Origin of the sequence: Humidisolicoccus flavus (assembly GCF_045689595.1) — a bacterium.
In the GTDB taxonomy this organism is placed as follows: Bacteria; Actinomycetota; Actinomycetes; order Actinomycetales; family Microbacteriaceae; genus Humidisolicoccus; species Humidisolicoccus flavus.
In genome coordinates this window covers 2,310,478-2,331,988 of the sequence record NZ_CP142724.1, presented here as the reverse complement: position 1 = coordinate 2,331,988, position 21,511 = coordinate 2,310,478, and the positions used below count along the sequence as shown (strand labels likewise).

General features: G+C 62.5%; 18 protein-coding genes. 9 read left to right on the top strand and 9 right to left on the bottom strand.

All coding sequences use genetic code 11. From position 1 onward, the window contains the following. The first annotated feature begins 3 nt into the window (after nt 1–3). From U2H20_RS11200 to U2H20_RS11180, 5 genes are all read left to right on the top strand, one after another. Entirely contained in the window at nt 4–1,413 is a 1,410-nt protein-coding gene (locus U2H20_RS11200; protein ID WP_430592360.1) for a cell wall-binding repeat-containing protein, read from the top strand. Between the two features lie 85 nt (nt 1,414–1,498). Next, complete coding sequence (gene rfbB / locus U2H20_RS11195) at nt 1,499–2,482, top strand: dTDP-glucose 4,6-dehydratase (protein ID WP_430592359.1); 984 nt, start codon at nt 1,499–1,501, stop codon at nt 2,480–2,482. A 3-nt stretch (nt 2,483–2,485) separates the two neighbouring features. Then, the gene (gene rfbD / locus U2H20_RS11190) at nt 2,486–3,331 is read left to right on the top strand and encodes a dTDP-4-dehydrorhamnose reductase (RefSeq protein ID WP_430592358.1); all 846 of its coding nucleotides are present in this window, start codon (nt 2,486–2,488) and stop codon (nt 3,329–3,331) included. Beyond that, nucleotides 3,328–4,458 (top strand): glycosyltransferase, encoded by a 1,131-nt coding sequence (locus U2H20_RS11185; protein WP_430592357.1) that lies wholly within the window; start codon nt 3,328–3,330, stop codon nt 4,456–4,458. Before rfbD ends, U2H20_RS11185 begins: the two co-directional genes overlap by 4 nt. 123 nt (nt 4,459–4,581) lie before the next feature. After that, nucleotides 4,582–5,976: a hypothetical protein gene (locus U2H20_RS11180; RefSeq protein ID WP_430592356.1), complete on the top strand. Its 1,395-nt coding sequence runs from the start codon at nt 4,582–4,584 to the stop codon at nt 5,974–5,976. A gap of 63 nt (nt 5,977–6,039) precedes the next feature. Here the strand turns inward: U2H20_RS11180 and U2H20_RS11175 are convergent, their stop codons facing one another. The 6 genes from U2H20_RS11175 to U2H20_RS11150 all read right to left on the bottom strand — a co-directional run bounded on the left by U2H20_RS11175 (nt 6,040) and on the right by U2H20_RS11150 (nt 11,660). Then, complete coding sequence (locus U2H20_RS11175) at nt 6,040–7,353, bottom strand: LCP family protein (RefSeq protein WP_430592355.1); 1,314 nt, start codon at nt 7,351–7,353, stop codon at nt 6,040–6,042. Nucleotides 7,354–7,409: 56 nt separating this feature from the next. Next, complete coding sequence (purE, locus tag U2H20_RS11170; RefSeq protein WP_430592354.1) at nt 7,410–7,916, bottom strand: 5-(carboxyamino)imidazole ribonucleotide mutase; 507 nt, start codon at nt 7,914–7,916, stop codon at nt 7,410–7,412. A gap of 74 nt (nt 7,917–7,990) precedes the next feature. Beyond that, a complete protein-coding gene (locus U2H20_RS11165) occupies nt 7,991–9,112 on the bottom strand; it encodes a 5-(carboxyamino)imidazole ribonucleotide synthase (protein WP_430592353.1) in 1,122 nt (373 codons plus the stop codon). Continuing rightward, nucleotides 9,109–10,425: a UDP-glucose dehydrogenase family protein gene (locus U2H20_RS11160; protein ID WP_430592352.1), complete on the bottom strand. Its 1,317-nt coding sequence runs from the start codon at nt 10,423–10,425 to the stop codon at nt 9,109–9,111. The genes U2H20_RS11165 and U2H20_RS11160 overlap by 4 nt, the downstream gene beginning before the upstream one ends. After that, on the bottom strand, nt 10,422–10,907 hold the full coding sequence (locus U2H20_RS11155) for a PH domain-containing protein (RefSeq protein WP_430592351.1): 486 nt from the start codon (nt 10,905–10,907) through the stop codon (nt 10,422–10,424). Before U2H20_RS11155 ends, U2H20_RS11160 begins: the two co-directional genes overlap by 4 nt. Before the next feature lie 9 nt (nt 10,908–10,916). Beyond that, nucleotides 10,917–11,660: a biotin--[acetyl-CoA-carboxylase] ligase gene (locus U2H20_RS11150; protein WP_430592350.1), complete on the bottom strand. Its 744-nt coding sequence runs from the start codon at nt 11,658–11,660 to the stop codon at nt 10,917–10,919. A 124-nt stretch (nt 11,661–11,784) separates the two neighbouring features. Here U2H20_RS11150 and U2H20_RS11145 point away from each other — a divergent pair, with 124 nt between their 5' ends. Next, nucleotides 11,785–13,374, top strand: coding sequence for an acyl-CoA carboxylase subunit beta (locus tag U2H20_RS11145; RefSeq protein ID WP_430593637.1), 1,590 nt, complete (start codon nt 11,785–11,787; stop codon nt 13,372–13,374). Then, a complete protein-coding gene (locus U2H20_RS11140) occupies nt 13,371–13,598 on the top strand; it encodes a hypothetical protein (protein ID WP_430592349.1) in 228 nt (75 codons plus the stop codon). The genes U2H20_RS11145 and U2H20_RS11140 overlap by 4 nt, the downstream gene beginning before the upstream one ends. A 62-nt stretch (nt 13,599–13,660) precedes the next feature. On the opposite strand, the gene U2H20_RS11135 is transcribed toward U2H20_RS11140, so the two are convergent. Next, nucleotides 13,661–14,914 (bottom strand): class I SAM-dependent RNA methyltransferase, encoded by a 1,254-nt coding sequence (locus U2H20_RS11135; RefSeq protein WP_430592348.1) that lies wholly within the window; start codon nt 14,912–14,914, stop codon nt 13,661–13,663. 55 nt (nt 14,915–14,969) lie between these two features. Between U2H20_RS11135 and U2H20_RS11130 the strand changes: the two genes are divergently transcribed. After that, on the top strand, nt 14,970–15,644 hold the full coding sequence (locus U2H20_RS11130) for a Maf family protein (protein ID WP_430592347.1): 675 nt from the start codon (nt 14,970–14,972) through the stop codon (nt 15,642–15,644). Between the two features lie 78 nt (nt 15,645–15,722). Here the strand turns inward: U2H20_RS11130 and U2H20_RS11125 are convergent, their stop codons facing one another. Next, the gene (locus U2H20_RS11125) at nt 15,723–17,741 is read right to left on the bottom strand and encodes an ABC transporter ATP-binding protein (protein ID WP_430592346.1); all 2,019 of its coding nucleotides are present in this window, start codon (nt 17,739–17,741) and stop codon (nt 15,723–15,725) included. Then, nucleotides 17,738–19,471 carry an ABC transporter ATP-binding protein gene (locus U2H20_RS11120; protein ID WP_430592345.1) on the bottom strand — a complete coding sequence of 578 codons (1,734 nt, stop codon included), beginning with the start codon at nt 19,469–19,471 and terminating at the stop codon, nt 17,738–17,740. Before U2H20_RS11120 ends, U2H20_RS11125 begins: the two co-directional genes overlap by 4 nt. A gap of 202 nt (nt 19,472–19,673) precedes the next feature. On the opposite strand from U2H20_RS11120, the gene U2H20_RS11115 reads away from it, so the two are divergent. After that, nucleotides 19,674–21,464 carry a biotin carboxylase N-terminal domain-containing protein gene (locus U2H20_RS11115; protein WP_430592344.1) on the top strand — a complete coding sequence of 597 codons (1,791 nt, stop codon included), beginning with the start codon at nt 19,674–19,676 and terminating at the stop codon, nt 21,462–21,464. The last annotated feature ends 47 nt before the right edge of the window (nt 21,465–21,511 follow it).

The window sequence follows — 21,511 nt, the reverse complement described above, 5'->3', positions numbered from 1 at the left end:
GGCATGCCGACCTCACGAAGCACGACTGCCAAACGAATCCAACGATTTCGAATCGGAGCAGCGACGGCGCTCGTGGCCTTGCTGCTCGTCAGCTTCGTGCAGGTCTTGGCGCCCGCTCCCAACGCAGACGCGGCGACCATCCGCTTGGCAGGTGCAGACCGTTTCTCGACGAACGTCGCAGTTTCTCGAACGGCACCCTCGTTCGGCGGAACCGTGTACTTGGTTTCAGGAGCGGTGTTCGCCGATGCCCTTCCCGCCAGTGCTCTCGCCGCTGCTGATAACGGTCGCCTCCTTTTGAGCCGACCGGACACGATTCCGGCTCCGATCACGGCTGAGATCAACCGGCTCCGTCCGAGCAAGATCGTGCTGATCGGCGGCCTCGGAGCGCTCTCGAGCAATGTCGAGGCGCAGGCGAGATCGTTCACGAGCAACGTGGAACGAATCGGCGGCGTCGATCGAGTCGAGACTTCATTCCTCATCTTCGATCGGCTTCGTCAAATCAAGCCAATTACGACGATCTGGGTGGCCTCCGGTAAAACCTTCCCCGATGCACTCGCTGCGAGTTCCGTCGCAGGCCGTGAGGGTCACGCGGTCCTGCTCTGGACCAATGCGAGCAACGACTACTTTCGGCAGGCCGTCGCAGCGCGGATGAACGGAGTATCAACGGTCTACATCGCAGGTGGCAACGCTGCGATCGGTTCAAGCACCGAACAGTTGTTCCGACCACTCGGTGCTTCGAGCGTCCGTCGATTCGCCGGTTCGGACCGATTCGAGACCGCGGTTCTCCTCCATCGGGCACTCACACCTTCCACGCGCGGCTCGGCGATCATGCTTGCGAGCGGCCAGGAGTTCCCGGACGCGCTGAGCGCCTCGGTCACCGCGGCACAACGAGGAATCCCGCTGTACCTGACCGCCCGGAACTGTGCGACGAGTAATTCCGTTGCTTCTGAGATCACCAGGCTTCGGGCACAAGACACCATCGTGATCGGTGGCGACGCCGCAATTTCGCAGACCGCCGCGTTGCAATTGCAATGCGAGACGCCAACGACGTTGAAGACCAGGGTGTTCAACGAGACGAATGCGCAACGCAACAACGCGGGCGCGGGAGCACTCCAGCAGCACGAGGGACTCTCGCGATTCGCGCAGAACTGGGCTGACACGATCGCGCGCACTGGAAACGTGACTCACAATCCGAATCTGAACGCGCTCTCGCGCTCGATCGGATGCACCACCTGGGGAGAGAACATCGCCTGGACGCAGAACAGTCAGAGCCCCATGTCGTTCTGGATGGGCTCTGCCGGACACCGTGCGAACATCGTGAATGCTCGCTTCACCCAGGTAGGCATCGGAGTGGCCACCGCCTCAAACGGTCGAACGTACTGGGTCATGCACTTCGGCGCCTGCCCAAGGTGACCGTGACCCGCGAGGCATCGCACGCCATGCGAGCCGAGCCGGGTAGTCTTGTTGCAATTGTGATCTCTGACGTCAAGGAACATTCGTGAAGATTCTCGTTACCGGTGGGGCCGGGTTCATCGGCTCCAACTTTGTTCGCCGCACTTTGCAGGACGCGTACGAAGGCCTCGAAGGCGCAGAAGTGGTCGTGCTCGACGCGCTCACCTACTCGGGAAACCAGGCAAACCTCGCGCCAGTGGCGGATTCACCGCGATACTCCTTCGTACACGGCGACATTCGTGACAACGCGCTGCTCGACACGTTGATGCCCACCGTCGACGCAGTCGTCCACTTCGCGGCAGAAAGCCACGTCGACCGCTCCGTTCGCGACGCGTCGGTGTTCGTCGAGACCAACGTCGTCGGCACGCAGCGACTGCTCGACGCGGCGCTCCGCCACGAACTCGCGCGCTTCGTGCACGTCTCGACAGACGAAGTGTATGGGTCGATTAGCGAAGGTTCATGGGACGAAGAGCGCCCGCTCGAGCCCAACAGCCCGTACTCCGCCTCGAAGGCCGGCAGTGACCTCCTGGCGCGTTCGTACCACCGAACCCACGGGCTCAACGTGTCGATCACCCGCTGCAGCAACAACTACGGGCCCTACCACTTCCCTGAGAAGGTCATCCCGCTGTTCGTCACGAACCTCATCGACGACAAGCATGTGCCGCTCTACGGCGAAGGCAACAACATTCGCGACTGGCTGCACGTTGACGACCACTGCCGCGGAATCGCTCTCGTTTTGACCAAGGGCGAAGCAGGAGAGATCTACAACATCGGTGGTGGAACCGAGCTCACCAACAAGGAGCTCACGCAGCTCCTTCTTGACGCAACAGGGAAAGACTGGGACTACGTGGACCGTGTCGCTGACCGCCTCGGTCACGATCTTCGCTACTCGGTCGACATCTCGAAGATCCAGCGCGAGCTCGGCTATGCGCCTCAGGTTCCGTTCGAGCAGGGACTCAATGACGTTGTGCAGTGGTACCGCGACAACCGCTCCTGGTGGGAACCGCTGAAAGAGCGCGCAGCGCTGTAGACCATGAAGATTCTTCTTGTCGGTGCGAGCGGGATGCTCGGTAGCGATCTCCGCGAGGCGCTCTCCGAGCATGAGGTGGACGCTCGGAGCAGCGCGACCCTTGATATCACTGACGCTGCAGCCTGTCTGCTCGCAGCAGAGCACGTCGACGTGATCGTCAACGCGAGCGGATACACGAAGGTCGACGACGCCGAATCCGATGAAGATCGCGCCGCTGCAATCAACGCAACGGGCGTCGAAAATCTTGCTCGTGCTGCGCACCAGAACGGCGCAGTGCTCGTGCACGTCTCGACCGATTACGTCTTCGACGGCGCTGCCACCGCGCCATACGCGGAAGATACGGCGTACGCTCCCGTGTCGGCGTATGGCCGGACCAAGGCACTCGGTGAGCAGCGAGCGCTCGCCGTGCACCCTGACACCATCATCGTGAGGACGGCCTGGCTGTACGGTCGCCACGGAGCGAACTTCGCGCAGACCATGCTCCGTCTCGCAACGCAGCACGAGACCGTGAACGTCATTGACGACCAACGGGGACAGCCCACCTATGCTGCGGACCTCGCCGCTCGAATCGTCGCGCTCATCGACGCCGGTGTTCGCAATGGCATCTTCCACGGCACGAACTCCGGTGAGACTACTTGGTTCGGGTTTGCCAAGGAGATCTTCGCGACCGCGGGCCTCGACACGGATCGTGTGCTCCCGACGGATTCGAAGACCTTCGTGCGGGCGGCACAGCGACCCGCCTACTCGGTATTGGGCCATGACGCTTGGACGTCGGTCGACATGCCACCGATGAGGCACTGGAAGGAAGCGTTGCACGACGCGTTCCAGAGTGGGGCTCTCTCAGCGTGACCACCCTGCAGTACGTCATCGAGCGCGTCAGCCCGACTGAACGTTCTCGCGACACGGTGTACGGAGAAGAACTCCTGCGCGCGATGACGATCAATGCACCGACCGGTGTTGAGGTCGAGCTCATGTTGCCTGCAGTCGACGAAGAGGAACTCGATCGGCTCAGAGAATCCTTCCCCGGCCTCACAGCAGTGCACCCCACCACACTCTCTCGACGAGAACTGCGGATCGCTTGGCAGCGAAGCATGACCACGAAGCCTATCGAAGGCCTCGTTCACGCCGCGTCCTTGTTTGCTCCGCTTCGGCGCTCGGACGGAAGCTCCAACGGGCAATCGGTCGTGACCGTGTCCTCGCTTGCATGGCTCGAAAAGAGCAAAGCCCCCAGTGGCGCGCGGCATCAATGGTTCTCCCGCATGATTTCCCGGAGTGAGCGCTATGCCGATGCGGTGGTCGTACCGACGCACGCGCTTGCAGTGCAGTTGGCTTCGCTCGGCAATTTCGGCGATCGAATCCGCGTGATTGCAGCTGCTCCGACACCATCGCTCGTGCTTGCGAAATCTGATCCCGAACGAAGCGAACTCCTCGGGCTCCCAGAAGCGTATGTCCACGTCGTCACGCGTCGCTACGACGTGGACGCTGCGCAACGAGCAGTGGACGCGATCGCGGATTCTGGCTTCCCGGATCTCCCGGTCGTCGTCACCGGTCCCGTGAGCTGGAAGAACACGAGTTTCGGTGAAATGCTCGTGAATGCTCGGCTGACGCCAGGGCGCGTCATCATGCTCGGCAACCTGTGCGATCGTGATCTCGCCATCGTGGTTCGTGGCGCTGCGGTCTCGATGCTCACGAGCACTCAGGATGAGTTCGGGCTCGACCTCCTCGATGCGCTCGCGCTCGAAACTCCGGTCGTGCACAGCGAAAACGAGTCGCTGGCAGAAATTGCCGACGGAACGACCACGTCCATTGCACTGGCCGATGGGGCTTCAGGTTTTGCCCGTGCAATTGCGACGGTCGTGGACGAGGCTTCGCGATCGACCGTGCGACAGCAGGTGGTTCGAGGCGCCGACCGTGCGCGGTGGTTCCACTGGTCTGACACCGCTCAGCAGATCTGGCAACTGCACGCTGACCTCTAATGGGGTGCAGCCGGTCGGTTCGAATCGCCACGACTCGCTGACACCTCAGTCACCGACCCCCGGGCGACATAGACTCGTCTACACCCGGCCCCACTCCGTATCTTTGACTCACTGGAGAACGCATTGACCGCCCCCACACCGTCCGACGCGCTGCGCGACGACTCGGGAGCGGCTGAAGCGAAAGGAACGCGTCGCAGGGCTCCACGCTGGTTGGGAGCGACGCTCAGCGCGACGATCGTCGGACTCATTGTGATGGCGATCACGCTCGTGCGGGTTCCTCAGCACCGATGGGACCAGGTCTGGGCCGAGGACGGAAGAAACTTTCTCGGCGACGTCATCGCGCACGGGGGCATCCAGTCACTGTTTCTGCCCTACGAGGGGTACCTCCATGTACTCCCGAGGCTCGGTTCAGCGCTCGTATCGACGGTTGCGCCCCTCGAGCACTACGCAGCCGGCGTGATCGTCGTGAGCGGCATCATGACGGGTCTGGTCGCCGCGCTCGTTTTCACGCTAAGCACGAACCTCTTTCCGAACCCCCTCGTTCGTTCGGTGGTCGCGATCTCTACCGCGTGCATTCCCCTCGCCTCGGCTGAAGTCATCGGAAACCTCGCGAACCTCCACTGGTATTTTCTCTGGCTCGCGCCGTTCCTCATCCTTTCGAAACGAACCTCCAGATCCGGGCAGATCGCCGTCGCGGTCGTTGCGCTCCTCATCGGCCTCAGCGAGATCCAGGTGATCGTGTTCGTGCCACTCGGACTGCTGGTCCTACTGCTGTGGCGGGACAAGACCGTGATCGCGCCAACGGTCGGCCTCGCAATCGCTGCGATCGCTCAGATCGCGACGACCCTGCTGAACCCTCGAAGCACCCTCGTTGTCGATCGACCGTCGATCCTCGAGACCCTTGGGGCGTATCCCGTGAACGTCACGGGAACCATGCTCCTTCCAGATCGTTTCCTCCACGGGGCGGCGATCGCTGAGCACGGCCTGCTTGTTCCGCTCCTCACCACCGTGCCGTTCGTCGCGCTCTTCATTGTCGTGCTCGCACTGGGCACCCGGAAAGCCAAAGCAGTCGCAACCTACTTCTTCTTCGCTTCGGGAGCGATCTTCTGCGCGGGCTACTTCCTCAACGCGAGCGCAAAATTCCTCTACCTCGACCTCCCCGAGACGACGCTGCTCGAAGAAGGCGTTCCCGTGCTCCGCTACGGTGTCGTGCCCGGAATGCTGCTGATCGCAATCGTCGGCCTCGCGACCGAGGCGCTGCTGAACACGCGATCCAAACGACGTCGACTCTGGCTCGTGCTGCCCGTGATCGCCTTGGTTGCTCTCATCGCGCTCATGCCCTTCACAACGCCCAACAGAGTTGGAAGCACCTCGTGGGTCGGCGCCGTCACAACTGCGGTCGAGGCATGCGAGCGCGACGATTCGGGACGGCAGGTGATCCAGTCGGAGCCGAGTGAAGTCTGGGTCATCACCCCATCGTGCGAATGGGTGCTCGAAAACAGCGACCTCGACGGGTAGCGCCGGCAAAAACGCTGCAACGCGCTACCCGCGGGCTCAACTCGGGTCCTGCTGGGCTCTCCGCTACGGGACCGGGGTCTCGACCGGTTCTTCCACGCCACCGGGGTTGGTCGAAGACTCGGTCATTGCATCACTCACCATCTGGTGAATGACATCGAAATCGGGATTGGCGGTAATGACCGTCGGGGGCACCAGCTCGAGCTGAGTGAACGGGATCACTCGCGTCTTGTCTGCGAGATCCGCCAGATACCCGACCATCGCCTGTGGGATGTCCGTCTCGACGATGTCACGACCGGCAGCTGCAATCCCCTGATATTTCGTCAACAGTGTGCTCGGCGTGAATTGAGCGATGACAGCCTCCTGCACTTGGCGCTGCCGCTCCATTCGGGCGTAATCGCTCGTTCCAGCGCGTGACCGTGCGTACCAGAGCGCGTAGTACCCGCTCAGCACCTGATCGCCCGGCTCGATCCACTCCTCGATCGGCCCACCTTCAATTGCGATCGGGACCGGTTCGGTCACATTGATCCGGACACCGCCGAGCGCGTCGACGAGGTCCGCGAATCCCTGCATATCGATGAGGACGTAGAACTGGATCGTGAGTCCGGTCACGCCCTCGACCGCGTCGCGAGTCGCTTCGAGCCCTGGAGAAGAACCCTTCGCAGCGGCGTCTGGGTAGAGGTCCGGGTGACCTTCGGCCCAGGTGTACACGCCGTTGATCATGCAGGAGTCACCACAGTTGAAGCCATTGGGCCACTCCGCGTGCATCGGAGAGTCTTCCGGGAACGGCGCATTCTGCAAGTTCCGCGGGATACCGATCAGTGTGGCGGCGCCAGTTTCAGCGTCGACCGTGACAACGGTGATGCTGTCCGGACGAAGACCCCAGCGATCAGCTCCCGCGTCTCCCCCAAGGAGCATGAAGGTGTAATAGCCATCGACGGGATCCTGCGCCGGTCCTGCGAAGTTGAACAGTTCCCCGACCAGTTGTCGTTGCGCATCGACGATCGTGGCGCCGAATGCGACAACCCCGACGGGCACGACGACGAACACTGCAGCCAGGACTGCGATCCCCGCTTTCGCGCGCTCGCGGACCCGAGTCAGACGTACCAACCGAAATGTGTCGATGGCAAGGGCGAGCCACAGGAGTGCATAAAGAATGAGCAGGGCTTCGATGATGACGAGCGCGATACTGCTCCCGAACAGGGTGAACACCCCGACTCGCCAGACGAGAAACACGACAGCCGTGATCAGCAGCAGAGAGATGAGCGTGATGCTCGCGATGATTCCGACTCGACCGAGTTTCTTATTGCCGGCAAGCAGTTGTGCAGAGCCTGGCAAGAGGAATCCCGCGACGACCAGCCACCAACCTCGTCGTGTCATGAACTTCGACGACCCCGAGTCAGGGTGACGAAGGCTGAATTGTGGCTGCAAAACGCTCATGATGTTTCGAGTTCCAGACTTTCGCGCAGTACGCGGTTCTTTTCGTGCACGGCCGTTTCCAGGCCACGTTCGTACTGTTCAAGCTGCGTTGCAAGCCGATCGTCACCCAGAGCAAGGATCCGGATCGCAAGGAGTCCGGCGTTCCAAGCCCCATTGATCGCGACCGTTGCGACGGGAATTCCCTTCGGCATCTGGACGATGGACAAGAGCGAATCCATGCCGTCGAGACGCTCCAGCGCGACCGGAACACCGATCACTGGAACCGTCGTCTGCGACGCGACCATACCCGGCAGGTGTGCAGCTCCCCCAGCGCCAGCAATGATGACGTGCACTCCCCGAGCGCGCGCGGTCTTCGCGAATTCGTTCATCTTCGCTGGAGTCCGATGCGCCGAAACCACTTCGACGTCGAACTGCACGTCGAACTCCTGCAACGCCGCGGCTGCATCTTTCATGACGCGCCAATCGGAATCGGAGCCCATGATCACGGAGACACTCTTGCTCATACGATCCACACTAGGCTCCAAATGTTCGACATTGTCCGTTCGACTCACTGCTGACTGAAGTCGAGTGGGAGCAATCAGTTTTCAAAAAACGCGGCGGCGGCTCGTGCTTGAAAGCACACCAGGTCGAGATCATCACCGACGACAGTCACGTGACCGACCTTGCGACCTGGCCGAGCGGTTTTCGAGTACGAATGGAACTTCGCGATCGGTTGATCCGCGAGCGCGGCGGCATACCGGTGTTCCATGCGGCCACTTGCGGGCCCTCCGATGACGTTGATCATGACGGCGACCGGCTCGTGCATCCCCGTGGCGCCGAGGGGCAACCCGAGCACCGCACGGATGTGCTGCTCGAACTGGCTCGTCGTCGATCCATCGATCGTCCAATGGCCGGAGTTGTGCGGTCGCATCGCGAGTTCATTGATGAGGAGGCGGCCATCGCTCGCTTCGAACATTTCGACGGCGAGGACCCCGGTGACTCCGAGTGCGTCAATGATCGTTCGCGCGATCTCCTCGGCATGCAGAGCGGACTCTCCGGCTCCAGGAGCTGGAGCGAGCACTTCCGCACAGATCCCGTTCTGCTGCACCGTTTGCACAAGCGGCCAGGCCGCGATCTCGCCGTTGACGCTTCGAGCGCTGAGTAGCGCGAGCTCGCGCTTGAACTCCACGAGTTCCTCGATCAGGAGTTCAGGGCCACCTGCGTGCGACTGCTCGATCCAATCGCGGGCATCGTCGGCGTCGCGGACGATCATGACGCCCTTACCGTCGTACCCACCAGTCGCTGTCTTCAAAACGCCAGCGCCACTGTGCTCGCGCAAGAACTGCTCGACATCGTCAGCGGACTGCACCGCTCGAAACTCGGGTTGCGGAAGACCGAGTTCGGCCATGCGCTCTCGCATCAGGAGTTTGTTCTGCGCGAACTGCAGGGCTGCGGATCCCGGGTGCACGGCGACACCTTCGGCTTCGAGCGCTTGCAGCACGCTCTGCGGAACGTGCTCGTGATCGAAGGTGACGACATCGACTGTTCGAGCAAACTCGAGCACGGTCTTGAGATCGCGATAATCACCGACCGCGGTTGCTGCCAAGGAAGCCGACATCTCCGGCGCTTCAGCGAGCACGCGAATTTCAACTCCGAGCGCAACAGCCGGCGGGATCATCATCCGTGCGAGCTGGCCTCCGCCAATGACACCGAGAATCATGCGGGCGCGACCTCGAGACGCGGGCGTCCAAGGGCAATCACGGTGAAGCCTGCAGCGTGCCAGCGATCACGATCGAGCGTGTTGCGACCATCGATGACGATGCGCGCTGCGGTGCGAGTCGCGACGTCTTCAGGGTCGAGCTGCGAGAACTGCTTCCACTCGGTACCGATTGCGATAACGGACGCCCCTTCGAGCGCCTCATTGATCGACGATTTGAAGTCGAGCGAGTCGACGACGGCCGCCGCCGTCTGCAGGGCTTCAGGGTCGAAGGCTTGCACGATTGCTCCACGTCGAGCCAGTTCGGCAGCAACCGCAAGCGCCGGTGAATCACGAACATCGTCGGAGTTCGGCTTGAACGCGAGGCCGAGCATTGCAACGGTCGGTGTCGGGGCACCCTCGAGTGCTTCGAGGACGAGGGAGACCATTTTCTCGCGTCGGCGGAGGTTCACCTGATCGATGTCATCGAGGAATGCGACCGACTCGAGCCCCAGCTCTTCCGTGCGGGCGCGGAACGCGCGAATGTCCTTCGGGAGGCAGCCGCCGCCAAACCCGAGGCCGGAGTTCAAGAACTTTCGACCGATTCGCACGTCCATACCGATCGCGTCGGCGAGTTCGGTGACGTCCGCACCCGTGGCCTCGGCGATCTCCGCCATTGCATTGATGAACGAGATCTTGGTCGCGAGGAACGCGTTGGCGCTCACCTTCACGAGTTCGGCGGTTGCCGGATCGGTGACGACCTTCGGAGTTTCGCGGTCGAGGATCGAGGCATACACCTGATCGAGCACGGCCTCACTCGAGTGATCGTGCGACGGGATCCCGTACACGAGACGGTCGGGTTCGAGGGTGTCTTGCACCGCGAAGCCCTCGCGCAGGAACTCGGGGTTCCATACCAGGCGTGCTCCTGTTGCTTCGATTCGCTCGCGCAAACGCTCGTTGGTTCCAACGGGAACGGTCGACTTTCCGGCGATGATCGTGTGCGCGCCGATGTGGGGCAGCAGGCCGTCGATTGCCGCATCGACGTACTTGAGGTCGGCGGCGTTCGATCCGGGTTTTTGGGGAGTGCCGACACCGATGAAGATGACTTCGGCGTCTGCTGCAGCGGCCGGATCAGCGTCGAAGCGGAGCTTGCCGGAAGCGATGCTCTCTTGCAGGAGTTCGTCGAATCCAGGCTCGTAGAAGGGAGCTCGTCCCGATGAGAGTAAAGCGAGCTTGCGTTCGTCGACGTCAATGCCGACAGTTTCGTGGCCAAGCGATGCCATCGAGGCAGCGTGCACTGCGCCGAGGTATCCGCATCCGACTACTGCGATCTTCAAGAAAACTCCAGTTCTGCCGGAGCCTCAGGCTCACGGTCTAATTGCTCCATCAGCATTCGCTGAACGAGTGCCGCAGATGGAACGTCTCCAAGGGCTATCGAGCGTTCGCCACCGGTTGAGATAAGAATATCGCCACAGCCGAAGAGCGCCTGAACGCCGACTCGACGCAGCATGACGTCGTGGATCCTGTTGAGCGGCACCTCACGACGCGAGCTTCCGAAGCCGCCGCGCATGATGACTCGTTTTGTCGTGAACACGAATCGGCGCGTGAGCCACGCGAGCGTCGGGACCACACAAAGAATGAACGTGAGGATGACCGCGCAGGTGACGACGACGCCGTTCCACCAAGGGGTCGAGACTCGATCGAGGAAGAACATCGTCGCGAAACCGAAGGCGCACAGGAGCACTGCGGGCAGGATGAGCGCGCGTCCGTGCGGACGCAGTCGAACGATGAGCCGTTCAGGCTCTTCTTCGGCACTCATGCTTCATTTTTAGCGCACATGTGTCACGTCACCCGCCGCAACGCGCGTCGGGCCCTGTTCCGTCTCGACAACGAGCTCGCCGTTCTCGGCGATGCGCGTCGCGAGGCCCGTCGAGGTTTGTCCGTCCGGGCGAAGCAGACGCACGTGTTTGCCGAGTGTCCCGCAGCGTTCCGTGATCGCACGATGGACTGCGCCGTCGGCGAGGTTCGGGACATCCCGCTGGAGCGTGACGAGCACGCGGTGCAGGATCTCGTCGGCGAGCGCTTCGACCGCAGCCTGCCCGTTCGTCACCGCAGCATCGGAAGCTTCCAGTGCGATCGATGTCGCGGTTTCCACCGGGAGTTCATGTTGCGCGAGCGAAAGGTTGACCCCGAAGCCGACGACCACGGCGTCCGCTCGCAGTTCGCAGAGAATGCCGGATACTTTCTTCTCGGCGATGAGGACGTCGTTTGGCCATTTCACCATCGGCCGACGTGCGACAAACGGCTCGACCGCATTCGCGACACTCAGCCCGACGAGGAGCGGGAGCCAGCCGAGCACCTCGTGAGGCGGGATCGGCACGGAAACGCTCGCGGCGAGCGTCTTGCCACGGGGAGCCGTCCAGACGCGGCCGAGCCTGCCCCGTCCCGAGGTCTGGTCGAGGGTGACCGCCGTGGTCCAGGGCGCAACGCCCGCAGCGAGCACATCGTTGGTCGAGCCGACCGAGTCGAAATCGTGCACGGGCGCAACAGTCGCCGACTGGGGAAATCGCATGCGAGTAGCCTACGGCGGACTCAACGGGCGCGGTCGCCCTGAGGTCCTGAACAAAGATCAGAACGCAAGTATTGACGATTCAAACAAGGGGTTTTGTACACAGCCCCAATAGAGTTGCTCAGTGATGAACACGACTCCGGACATGAGCACCACTGCTGGCAAAATCGCGGACCTCGCTGCGCGATTCGACGAAGCCGTCACCCAGTCGAGTGAGAACGCAGCCCAAAAGCAGCACGCACGCGGAAAGATGACGGCGCGAGAGCGGATTCTCGGCCTGCTCGATGCTGGCTCCTTCGTCGAATTCGACGAGTACGTTCGACACCGCACCACCGCCTTCGGCATGGACTCCAAGCGCCCCTACGGTGACGCCGTCATCACCGGCGTCGGCACGATTCATGGCCGAAACGTTGCGGTGTACGCACAAGACTTCACGATCTTTGGCGGCTCCCTCGGAGAGGTCGCGGGCGAGAAGATCATCAAGGTCATGGACTTCGCGCTTCGAACCGGAGTTCCGATCATTGGCATGCTCGACTCCGGGGGTGCTCGAATCCAGGAAGGCGTCGTCGCGCTCGGCAAGTACGGCGAGATCTTCCGCCGCAACACCGCATGCTCGGGAGTGATCCCACAGATCTCGATCATCATGGGACCGGCAGCCGGCGGCGCCGTGTACTCCCCGGCTCTCACCGACTTCGTCGTCATGGTCGACAAGAAGAGCCACATGTTCGTCACCGGCCCCGACGTCATCAAGACGGTGACGGGCGAAGAGGTCGGCTTCGAAGAACTCGGTGGAGCGCTCACCCACAACACGGTCTCCGGCGTTGCCCACTACCTGGCGAACGATGAGGACGACGCGCTCGACTACGTGCGTGCGCTGGTGTCGTACCTGCCGGACAACAACCAGTCCGACAGCCCGGTCTACGACTCGAACGCTGAGCTCGAAGTCACCGACAACGATCGTCGTCTCAACACGATCATCCCGGACTCCCCCAACCAGCCGTACGACATGCTGACCATCATCGAGTCGCTCGTCGATGACCACGAGTTCTTGCAGGTGCAGCCGCTGTACGCTCCGAACATCGTCATCGGCTTCGCTCGCATCGAAGGCCGCTCAGTGGGCATCGTTGCGAACCAGCCGAAGGAAATGGCGGGAACGCTCAACATCGAAGCCGGCGAAAAAGCATCGCGATTCGTTCGGTTCTGCGATGCCTTCTCGATCCCGATTCTCACCCTCGTCGACGTTCCCGGCTACCTGCCCGGCACCGACCAGGAGTGGACCGGTGTGATTCGTCGTGGCGCGAAGCTGCTCTACGCCTACGCCGAGGCAACCGTGCCGCTCGTCACTGTCATCACCCGCAAGGCCTACGGCGGCGCGTACATCGTGATGGGCTCGAAGCAGCTCGGCGCTGACATCAACATTGCATGGCCGACGGCGGAGATCGCGGTCATGGGTGGCCAGGGCGCGGTCAACATTTTGTACCGCCCCGAGATCAAGGCGGCAGAGGAACGCGGCGAAGACGTCAATGCGGTCCGCCAGCGACTCGCGAACGAGTACACCTACAACGTTGCCTCACCGTTCCTGGCAGCGGAGCGTGGTGAACTCGACGGTGTGATCGAGCCCGCACGGACCCGCGTTGCGGTCACGAAGGCATTCCGATCGCTGCGGTCAAAGAAGGCGAGCCTTCCGCAGAAGAAGCACGGGAACATCCCGCTGTGATCGAGAACACCGAGGCACAGGATTCCGCCACCCTCGAACACCACGAGGATGAGGTGGCGCCGCGACTCACGCGCATCATTGGCGGGAATCCAGACCCCGAGCAAGAAGCGGCGGTCGAAGCGGTCGTGCAGTCACTCGATTTCGACTGGTCGACGACGAAGCACCGGCAGTCGAACACTCCGAAGCACGGCTGGTCGGCTGCGGCAGCACCTCGGAGTCGCTGAACGACTCAACATTCGAAGAAGGGGCTCCTCGCCATTGCGGCGGGAGCCCCTTTCTCTGTGCGCTATCGCTTCTGGAACGCAACCACGGTTTCGAGGTGGTGCGTGTGCGGGAAGAGGTCGAAGGCTTCCGCAGAGGCGATCTCGTAGCCGCCCGCGAGCAGCAACTTCGCGTCACGCGCCAGAGCGACCGGATCGCAGGCAACGTAGATGAGCTGCTTCGGCGAGAGATCGACGAGTCCCGCGATGACGTCGCCGCCCGCACCCGATCGAGGCGGGTCGAGCACGACGGTCGCTGCGCGGAGACGTGCGCGCTCGCTCGGGCTTGCGGTGCGAACGAGATCACGAATGTAACGGTCGACTCGGGCTGTCTGCGCACCAGCGCCCAGCCAGTCTGCGAGGTTCTCGGAGGCGTGATCGGTCGCGATCTCGTCTGCCTCGACACTCGTCACACGAGTCGATTCACCGAGCGATTCCGCAATCGCGGCAGCGAAGACGCCAACACCACCATAGAGGTCGAGGTTCGCGGCCTTCGGGTCGGCGAGATCAGTGTCGATCGCTCGCTGCACCGCAGCCCACAGAGTTTTTGGTGCCTCCCGGTGAACCTGCCAGAACCCTGCGCGGTCGAGCCGGAACTCGCGCTCACCCAGCTGCTCCGTGATCGTCTCGCTCCGTCCTTGGCGGACATCGCCCTCGGTGACGATCGCGTCGACAGACCCGTCACGGCGATCGATGAGGTCGATGCTCGTCGCGCCGGGGAACCGCTGATCGAAGGGTGCCTCTGACTCGATTCTGGGCGAGGCGAGCGGCAGTGACCGCACGGGGACGACCGTATGGGTCCGCGCAGCGTACGGCCCGATCTGGCCACGCTCGTTGACCTGCAGCCGAACGCGCGTGCGCCAGCCCAGTCCATCGCGCTCGGTGTCACCCGGGGCCGCTTTCACGTCGACCGTTCGCGTGATACCGCCGATACGAGCAAGCGAATCCTCAAGGACCCGCTGCTTCAGACCGCGCTGCGCTCCGAAGCGAATGTGGCCGAACTCCGCACCGCCCGCGCGCTCTGCAGCAGGCCGCTCGAACGATGCCTCTGCCCAAATGTGCGGGACACGATCTTCAGATGCCTCGAGCACCTCCACGAGTTCGGCGCGAGCGAAGGATTTCTTCACCTCGGTCACCCGAACCTGAACCCGCTCGCCAGGAATCGTGTCGGGGACGAAAACGACTCGCCCTTCATGCCGACCGACGAAGACGCCTCCGTGGGCAACATTGTGGACGTCGACGGCAATCTCTTCGCCGAGCTGCAATGGGGAATCTGTCATGCCCCCATCCTCCCACGCCGAAATTCGTGCCCTGCCAGATCGATACCCTTGCTCCATGCGCGTGTACTTAGCCTCCACCTCCCCCGCCCGACTGATGGTGCTTCGTGCTGCCGGGATCGAGCCGGTCGTCGTGCCCTCGCAGGTTGACGAGGACGCGGTGGTTCGAATCGCCGAGCAGGAACACGGCAAACCCCTTGCAACCACTGCAATCGTCCAGCTCCTGGCACAAGCGAAAGCGGAGGCCATCCTCGGCCAGCGCCCCAAGGGAGAGCCGATGTCGGGCATCATCATCGGCGGCGACTCCTCGCTCGAACTCGATGGCGAGACGCTCGGTAAGCCGCACACCGCAGAACGAGCGCGGGCTCGTTGGCAGGCGCAACGAGGCCGCACCGCGATCCTGCACTCCGGGCACTGGGTACTGCACGTCAAGAACGGCACGGTCGTCGGATCCCGCGGTGCAACGGCGAGCGCGCGTGTCACCTTTGTCGGCGACATGAGCGATGCGGAAATCGACGCCTACGTCGGCACGGGTGAGCCGCTCGAAGTCGCCGGTGCGTTCACGATTGACTCGCTCGGAGCGGCATACATCGCATCGATCGAAGGCGACCCCTCGACCGTGATCGGCGTGAGCGTCCCAACCCTTCGGTCCCTTGTCACTGCGCTCGGAATCGAATGGCCGAGCCTGTGGAATCGCCCGGGCCTTGCCAACGCGAATACTGGATCCCAGTAGCTTCGGTCCCGGCGCAACAGCAAACCCGCCTGCAGTCGTGCAGGCGGGTTTTCTGTTCTGTGCACACGCAGCGTCGAACTACGTCGAGGGTTCACTCGCGTGCGAACCGTCGAAGGCTTCGTCGAGGTCAGTGCCCTGCTCGAACTGTGCGTTGTAGAGACGCGCATACGCCCCGTCTCGCGCAAGCAGCTCGTCGTGCGATCCCTGCTCGACGATCTCGCCGTGCTCCATCACGAGGATCACGTCGGCATCGCGGATCGTCGACAAGCGGTGTGCGATCACGAAACTCGTGCGGTCCTGGCGGAGTGCCGCCATCGCCTGCTGCAGCAGCAACTCGGTGCGAGTGTCGACCGATGAGGTTGCCTCGTCGAGAATCAGCACGCTCGGGTTCACAATGAAGGCGCGCGCGATCGTCAACAGCTGCTTCTCACCGGCCGAGAGGTTCGAGGCGTCTTCATCGATGAGCGTGTCGTAGCCGTCCGGCAGAGAGTGCACGAAACGGTCGACGAAGGTCGCCTCCGCCGCGGCGTGGACTTCTTCGGCGGTCGCGTCCGGCTTGCCGTACATGATGTTGTCGCGGATCGTTCCACCGAAGAGCCAGGTGTCTTGCAGCACCATGCCGGTCTGCGAGCGCAAAGCGTCGCGCGACATCTGCGAGATATCCACGCCGTCGAGCGTGATGCGCCCGGCGTTGAGTTCGTAGAACCGCATGATGAGGTTGACGAGCGTGGTCTTGCCCGCACCGGTCGGACCGACGATCGCGACGGTTTGACCGGGCTGGACCGAGAGCGAAAGATCCGTGATGAGCGGAATGTCCTCGGTGTACTGGAAGCTGACGTTCTCGAAGTCGATTCGACCACGGGTGTCAGCGGCAGCCTCGGCGATTCCCGAGTCTGGTTCCTGTTCTTCAGCATCGAGCAGTTCGAACACTCGCTCAGCGCTTGCAACACCCGACTGCAGCATGGTCGCCATCTGGCCGAGCTGCGAGAGCGGCTGCGTGAACTGCTGCGAGTACTGGATGAATGCCTGTACGTCACCGAGGCGGAGCTGGCCACTGGCCACCATGAGCCCACCGGCGACAGCGATGAACACGTAGACGAGGTTTCCGACGAACATCATCATCGGCATGATGAGGCCGGACAAGAACTGTGCCTTGAAGCTCGCCTTGAAGAGCGTCTCGTTCTCTGCCTCGAATGCCGCCTGCTCTTCACGCTGACGACCGAAGACCTTGACGAGTGCGTGACCGGTGAAGGCTTCTTCCACTCGTGCATTGACTCGGCCGGTCACACGCCACTGTTCTGAGAACTGCTTCTGCGACTGCGAACCGATGATGCCGACGATGATGCCCGTGAGCGGGATCGTCACGAGCGCGATGAGCGCGAGCTGCCAGGAGATCGAGAACATCATGATGAGCACACCGATCACGGTCAGCACGCTCGTCACGATCTGGCTGAATGTCTGACTCATCGTCTGCGCGACGTTGTCGAGATCGTTCGTCACGCGGCTGAGGAGCTCGCCTCGCTGCATCGTGTCGTAGTAGCGCAGCGGGAGTCGGTGCACCTTGTCTTCGACGTCTGCACGAAGGCGCTGCACGCTGCGCTGCACGATCTGATTGATCACGAAGCCCTGCAGCCAGGAGAGGAAGGACCCCACGGCGTAGAGGCCGATCACGAGCAACAGGATGTTCCCGAGCGCACCGAAGTCGATGCCCTCCCCCGGAACGAAGTGCTCCATCGCCGCAATGAGGTTCGCGAACTCGTCTTGGCCGTCCGCACGAAGCCCGGCGATGATGTCTTCTTTTGACATCCCGGCCGGCATTTGTTTTCCGATGACGCCCTCGAAGATGAGGTTCGTCGCTTCGCCGAGCACCTTCGGTGCGAGCACCGTCAGGAACACCCCGAGCGCGCCGAAGATCATGACCAGAATGAACCCGAGCCGGTGCTGGCGCATCGTGCCGAGCAGACGAACGAAGTTCGGCCGGAAGGCTTTTGCCTTCCCGACGGCGACGGAGTCCCAGTCGCCGCTATTGCGACGCGCCTCTTCTGCGCGTTCCTGCTCCTCGAGTTCTTCGGGAGTCAGCGTCGGTTCGGTGCTCATCGGCCTGCCTCCACGGTTGCTTGCGAAGCCACGATCTCTTGGTAGGTCGAGCACGTCTCGAGTAGCGCATCGTGGGTGCCGCTGCCGACGACCCGGCCGTCATCGAGCACGATGATCTGATCGGCATCGACAATGGTCGAAACACGCTGGGCGACGATGATCTTCGTCGCCTCCGTGACTCGAGCACGCAGCGCACGACGCAGGCTCGCGTCGGTGCGGAGGTCGAGCGCGCTGAAGGAGTCGTCGAAGATCAGCAGTTCAGGCTTGCGCACGAGGGCTCGTGCGATTGCGAGCCGTTGGCGCTGACCGCCAGAGACGTTCGTACCGCCCTGAGCGATTCGAGATTCGAGGCCGCCGTCTTTGCTGCGCACGAAGTCTGCCGCCTGTGCGATTTCGAGAGCATTCCAGAGCTGCTCGTCTGTTGCCTCCGGGTCGCCGTAGCGAAGGTTCGAGGCGATCGTGCCGGAGAACAGGAAGGGACGTTGCGGCACGATCCCGATCGATGACCAGAGCGTGTCGGGGTCTGCGTTTCGCACGTCGACTCCGCCAACGCGAACTGCGCCGCCGGTGACGTCGAACAGCCGTGGGATCAGCCCGACGAGGGTTGTCTTTCCTGCGCCGGTCGAGCCGATGATCGCAGTGGTCGAACCGGGCTCCACGGTGAAGTTGATGTCTCGTAGCACGGGGTGCTCAGCGCCCGGGTAGGTGAACTCAGCGTTGTCGAATTCCACGAGACCAGGTGAACCCTGCAGCATCTGCGGATCGCTCGGCGCGTGCACGCTCGACTCGGTGTTCAGTACTTCACTGATTCGGCGAGCGCTGACTGCCGCACGAGGAATCATGATGGTCATGAAGGTGGCGATCATGACGCCCATCAAGATCTGCATGAGGTACTGCAGGAACGCCATCAGGGTGCCGATTTCGAGCGAGCCCTCGTCGACCAGGGACGCACCGAACCAGAGCACGGCCGTGCTCGAGACCTGCACGATGAACATGATGAGCGGGAACATCAACACGAACAGGTTGCCGGTGCGGAGCATCGCGTCGGTGAGTTTGTCGTTCGCCTTCGTGAACCGGGTGACCTCGCGGCGCTCCTGCACGAAAGCGCGGACGACGCGGATTCCGGTCAGCTGCTCGCGCATGACGCGGTTGATGTTGTCGAGCCGGTCCTGCAGTTTCACGAAGATCGGAATGAGACGCGTCACGATGAGCGCGAGCACGAGCACCATGAGCGGGACGGCGACCGCGATCAGCCAAGAGAGCTGACCGTCAGCGCGCAACGCCATGAACACGCCGCCGATCGCCATCATGGGCGCCATCACGAGCATCGTGCAGGTCATCAGCACGAGCATCTGCACCTGTTGCACGTCGTTCGTGTTGCGTGTGATGAGGGAAGCAGCCCCGAACTGCGCTACTTCTCGTTCGCTGAAGCTCGCGACTTTTTTAAAGACGTCGGCACGCAATTGGGCACCGGCGCGCATTGCTGCGCGAGCGCCGAAGTAGATCGCGCAGATGCTCGCGGCGATTTGCGCGAGGCTTACGAGCAGCATGAGCCTACCGAGCTGCCAGATGAGATCGGTGTCGCCCTTGGCCACACCGTCATCGATGATGGTCGCGTTGATGGTCGGCAGCGTCAGCGCCGCGACCGACTGTGCGAATTGAAAGACCACGACTGCGATCAAAGAGATGAGATAGGGCCGAAGATAGCGGCCGAGAAGTTTGAGCAGCATGACGTTCTTTCTTAAAAAGGAGCCTCAAAGACTCGATAAACCACTCGAAGTGTACGCCTCAGCACGGACACGTGAACAGTGTTCTGCCCGAGAAAAGCACGCTCGCGGTGAATTCTTTGGTGGAATCCCCTGAGAGAAACGGCCGTGTTGTTGTGGCGGTCCACCACAGGAACCGGCCGCTTTCCGTCTAGGCTAAATATCTATGCCGCGCATCACCAAAGTCCTCATCGCGAACCGCGGTGAAATCGCTGTCAGAATCATCCGTGCTGCCAAAGACTCCGGTCTTGGGAGCGTCGCCGTCTATGCCGACGGTGACCGAGACGCACAGCACGTGCAACTCGCCGACGAAGCGTACGCGCTCGGAGGTACCACGAGCGCTGAGACGTACCTCGTCATCGAGAAGCTACTGTCGGTCGCTCGCCGTTCGGGCGCGAACGCAGTGCACCCCGGATACGGGTTCCTCGCAGAGAACGCAGACTTCGCTCGAGCCGTCATCGACGCCGGGCTCATCTGGATCGGCCCGAGCCCAGACTCGATCGAGAAGCTCGGCGACAAGGTCTCTGCACGGCACATCGCAGAAAAAGTCGGGGCTCCGCTCGCTCCCGGCACGCTCAACCCTGTCTCAGGCGCCGAAGAAGTCCTCGAATTCGTCGATCAGTACGGCCTTCCTGTCGCGATCAAAGCTGCATTCGGTGGCGGCGGCCGCGGCCTGAAAGTCGCGCGCGAACGCGAAGAGGTTGCCGAACTGTTCGATTCCGCGACCCGCGAGGCAGTGGCTGCCTTCGGTCGCGGTGAATGCTTCGTCGAGAAATACCTCGATGAACCGCGCCACGTCGAAACGCAGTGTCTTGCTGACAGCGAAGGCAACGTCGTCGTCGTTTCGACGCGCGACTGCTCCCTGCAGCGTCGCCACCAGAAGCTGGTGGAAGAAGCCCCTGCTCCGTTCTTGAGCGATGAGCAGAACGCACAGCTCTACACGGCGTCGAAGGCGATTCTGCGCGAGGTGGGTTACCTGGGTGCGGGAACGTGCGAGTTCCTCATCGGAAAAGACGGCACGATCTCCTTCCTCGAGGTCAACACGCGACTCCAGGTCGAACACCCCGTCAGCGAAGAGATCACCGGTATCGACCTCGTGCGCGAACAATTCCGCATCGCTGAGGGCGGACTGCTCGACTACGACGACCCGGCACCACGCGGGCACTCGTTCGAATTCCGGATCAACGGCGAAGACGCCGGCCGCAACTTCATGCCGGCGCCAGGAGTCGTGCAGTCGTTCCACACGCCGAGCGGACCCGGCATTCGCATTGACTCGGGCGTGACCGCAGGCGATGTCATCGGAGGCAACTTCGATTCCCTGCTGGCGAAGCTCGTCGTCACCGGCGCAACCCGAGAAGAAGCACTCCAACGCTCTCGCCGCGCGCTCGCCGAGTTCGAGATCCATGGCCTTCCGACCGTGCTGCCATTCCATCGTGCAATCGTGGACGACCCGGCCTTCGCGCCCGAATCCGGCCCGTTCTCGATCTTCACCCGCTGGATCGAAACCGCGTGGGAAGGCGGCATCGAGCCGTGGGACGGCGAAGCCGCCCCCATCACCGAACCGACGCCACTGCGACCGATCGTGGTCGAAGTCGACGGAAAACGGTTGAGCGTGCTCGTACCGAAGCGCCTGTTCGGCACCGGTGGCGATGTACTCGGCCCCGCACCGAAGCGCACCATACAGTCCAACGCTGCGGCGCGTGGCGGCGGCGCAGTGACCTCGCCCATGCAGGCGACGGTCGTCAAGGTCGCAGTGAGCGAAGGCGAACACGTCGTCGCCGGCGATCTGCTCCTCGTCCTCGAGGCCATGAAGATGGAACAGCCGATCGTCGCTGGCATCGACGGCATCGTGACCGCCATTGATGCGCCGATCGGCAAGACCGTGTCGAGCGGACACCCGCTCCTGACGATTCAGCCGGAAGAAGTCCCGGCAGCTCGCGAAACCGAGCACTCCTAGACTCGCAGACGAAAAAGGGCGGCTCCCCCGGGAGTCGCCCTTTTTCG

Excerpts from the sequence above, each read along its gene's own strand:
- U2H20_RS11200 (WP_430592360.1), top strand. The coding sequence starts at position 4 with ATGCCGACCTCACGAAGCACGACTGCCAAACGAATCCAACGATTTCGA.
- rfbD (WP_430592358.1), top strand. The coding sequence starts at position 2,486 with ATGAAGATTCTTCTTGTCGGTGCGAGCGGGATGCTCGGTAGCGATCTC.
- U2H20_RS11175 (WP_430592355.1), bottom strand. The coding sequence starts at position 7,353 with ATGACACGACGAGGTTGGTGGCTGGTCGTCGCGGGATTCCTCTTGCCA.
- purE (WP_430592354.1), bottom strand. The coding sequence starts at position 7,916 with ATGAGCAAGAGTGTCTCCGTGATCATGGGCTCCGATTCCGATTGGCGC.
- U2H20_RS11165 (WP_430592353.1), bottom strand. The coding sequence starts at position 9,112 with ATGATTCTCGGTGTCATTGGCGGAGGCCAGCTCGCACGGATGATGATC.
- U2H20_RS11155 (WP_430592351.1), bottom strand. The coding sequence starts at position 10,907 with ATGAGTGCCGAAGAAGAGCCTGAACGGCTCATCGTTCGACTGCGTCCG.
- U2H20_RS11150 (WP_430592350.1), bottom strand. The coding sequence starts at position 11,660 with ATGCGATTTCCCCAGTCGGCGACTGTTGCGCCCGTGCACGATTTCGAC.
- U2H20_RS11145 (WP_430593637.1), top strand. The coding sequence starts at position 11,785 with ATGAACACGACTCCGGACATGAGCACCACTGCTGGCAAAATCGCGGAC.
- U2H20_RS11135 (WP_430592348.1), bottom strand. The coding sequence starts at position 14,914 with ATGACAGATTCCCCATTGCAGCTCGGCGAAGAGATTGCCGTCGACGTC.
- U2H20_RS11130 (WP_430592347.1), top strand. The coding sequence starts at position 14,970 with ATGCGCGTGTACTTAGCCTCCACCTCCCCCGCCCGACTGATGGTGCTT.
- U2H20_RS11125 (WP_430592346.1), bottom strand. The coding sequence starts at position 17,741 with ATGAGCACCGAACCGACGCTGACTCCCGAAGAACTCGAGGAGCAGGAA.
- U2H20_RS11120 (WP_430592345.1), bottom strand. The coding sequence starts at position 19,471 with ATGCTGCTCAAACTTCTCGGCCGCTATCTTCGGCCCTATCTCATCTCT.
- U2H20_RS11115 (WP_430592344.1), top strand. The coding sequence starts at position 19,674 with ATGCCGCGCATCACCAAAGTCCTCATCGCGAACCGCGGTGAAATCGCT.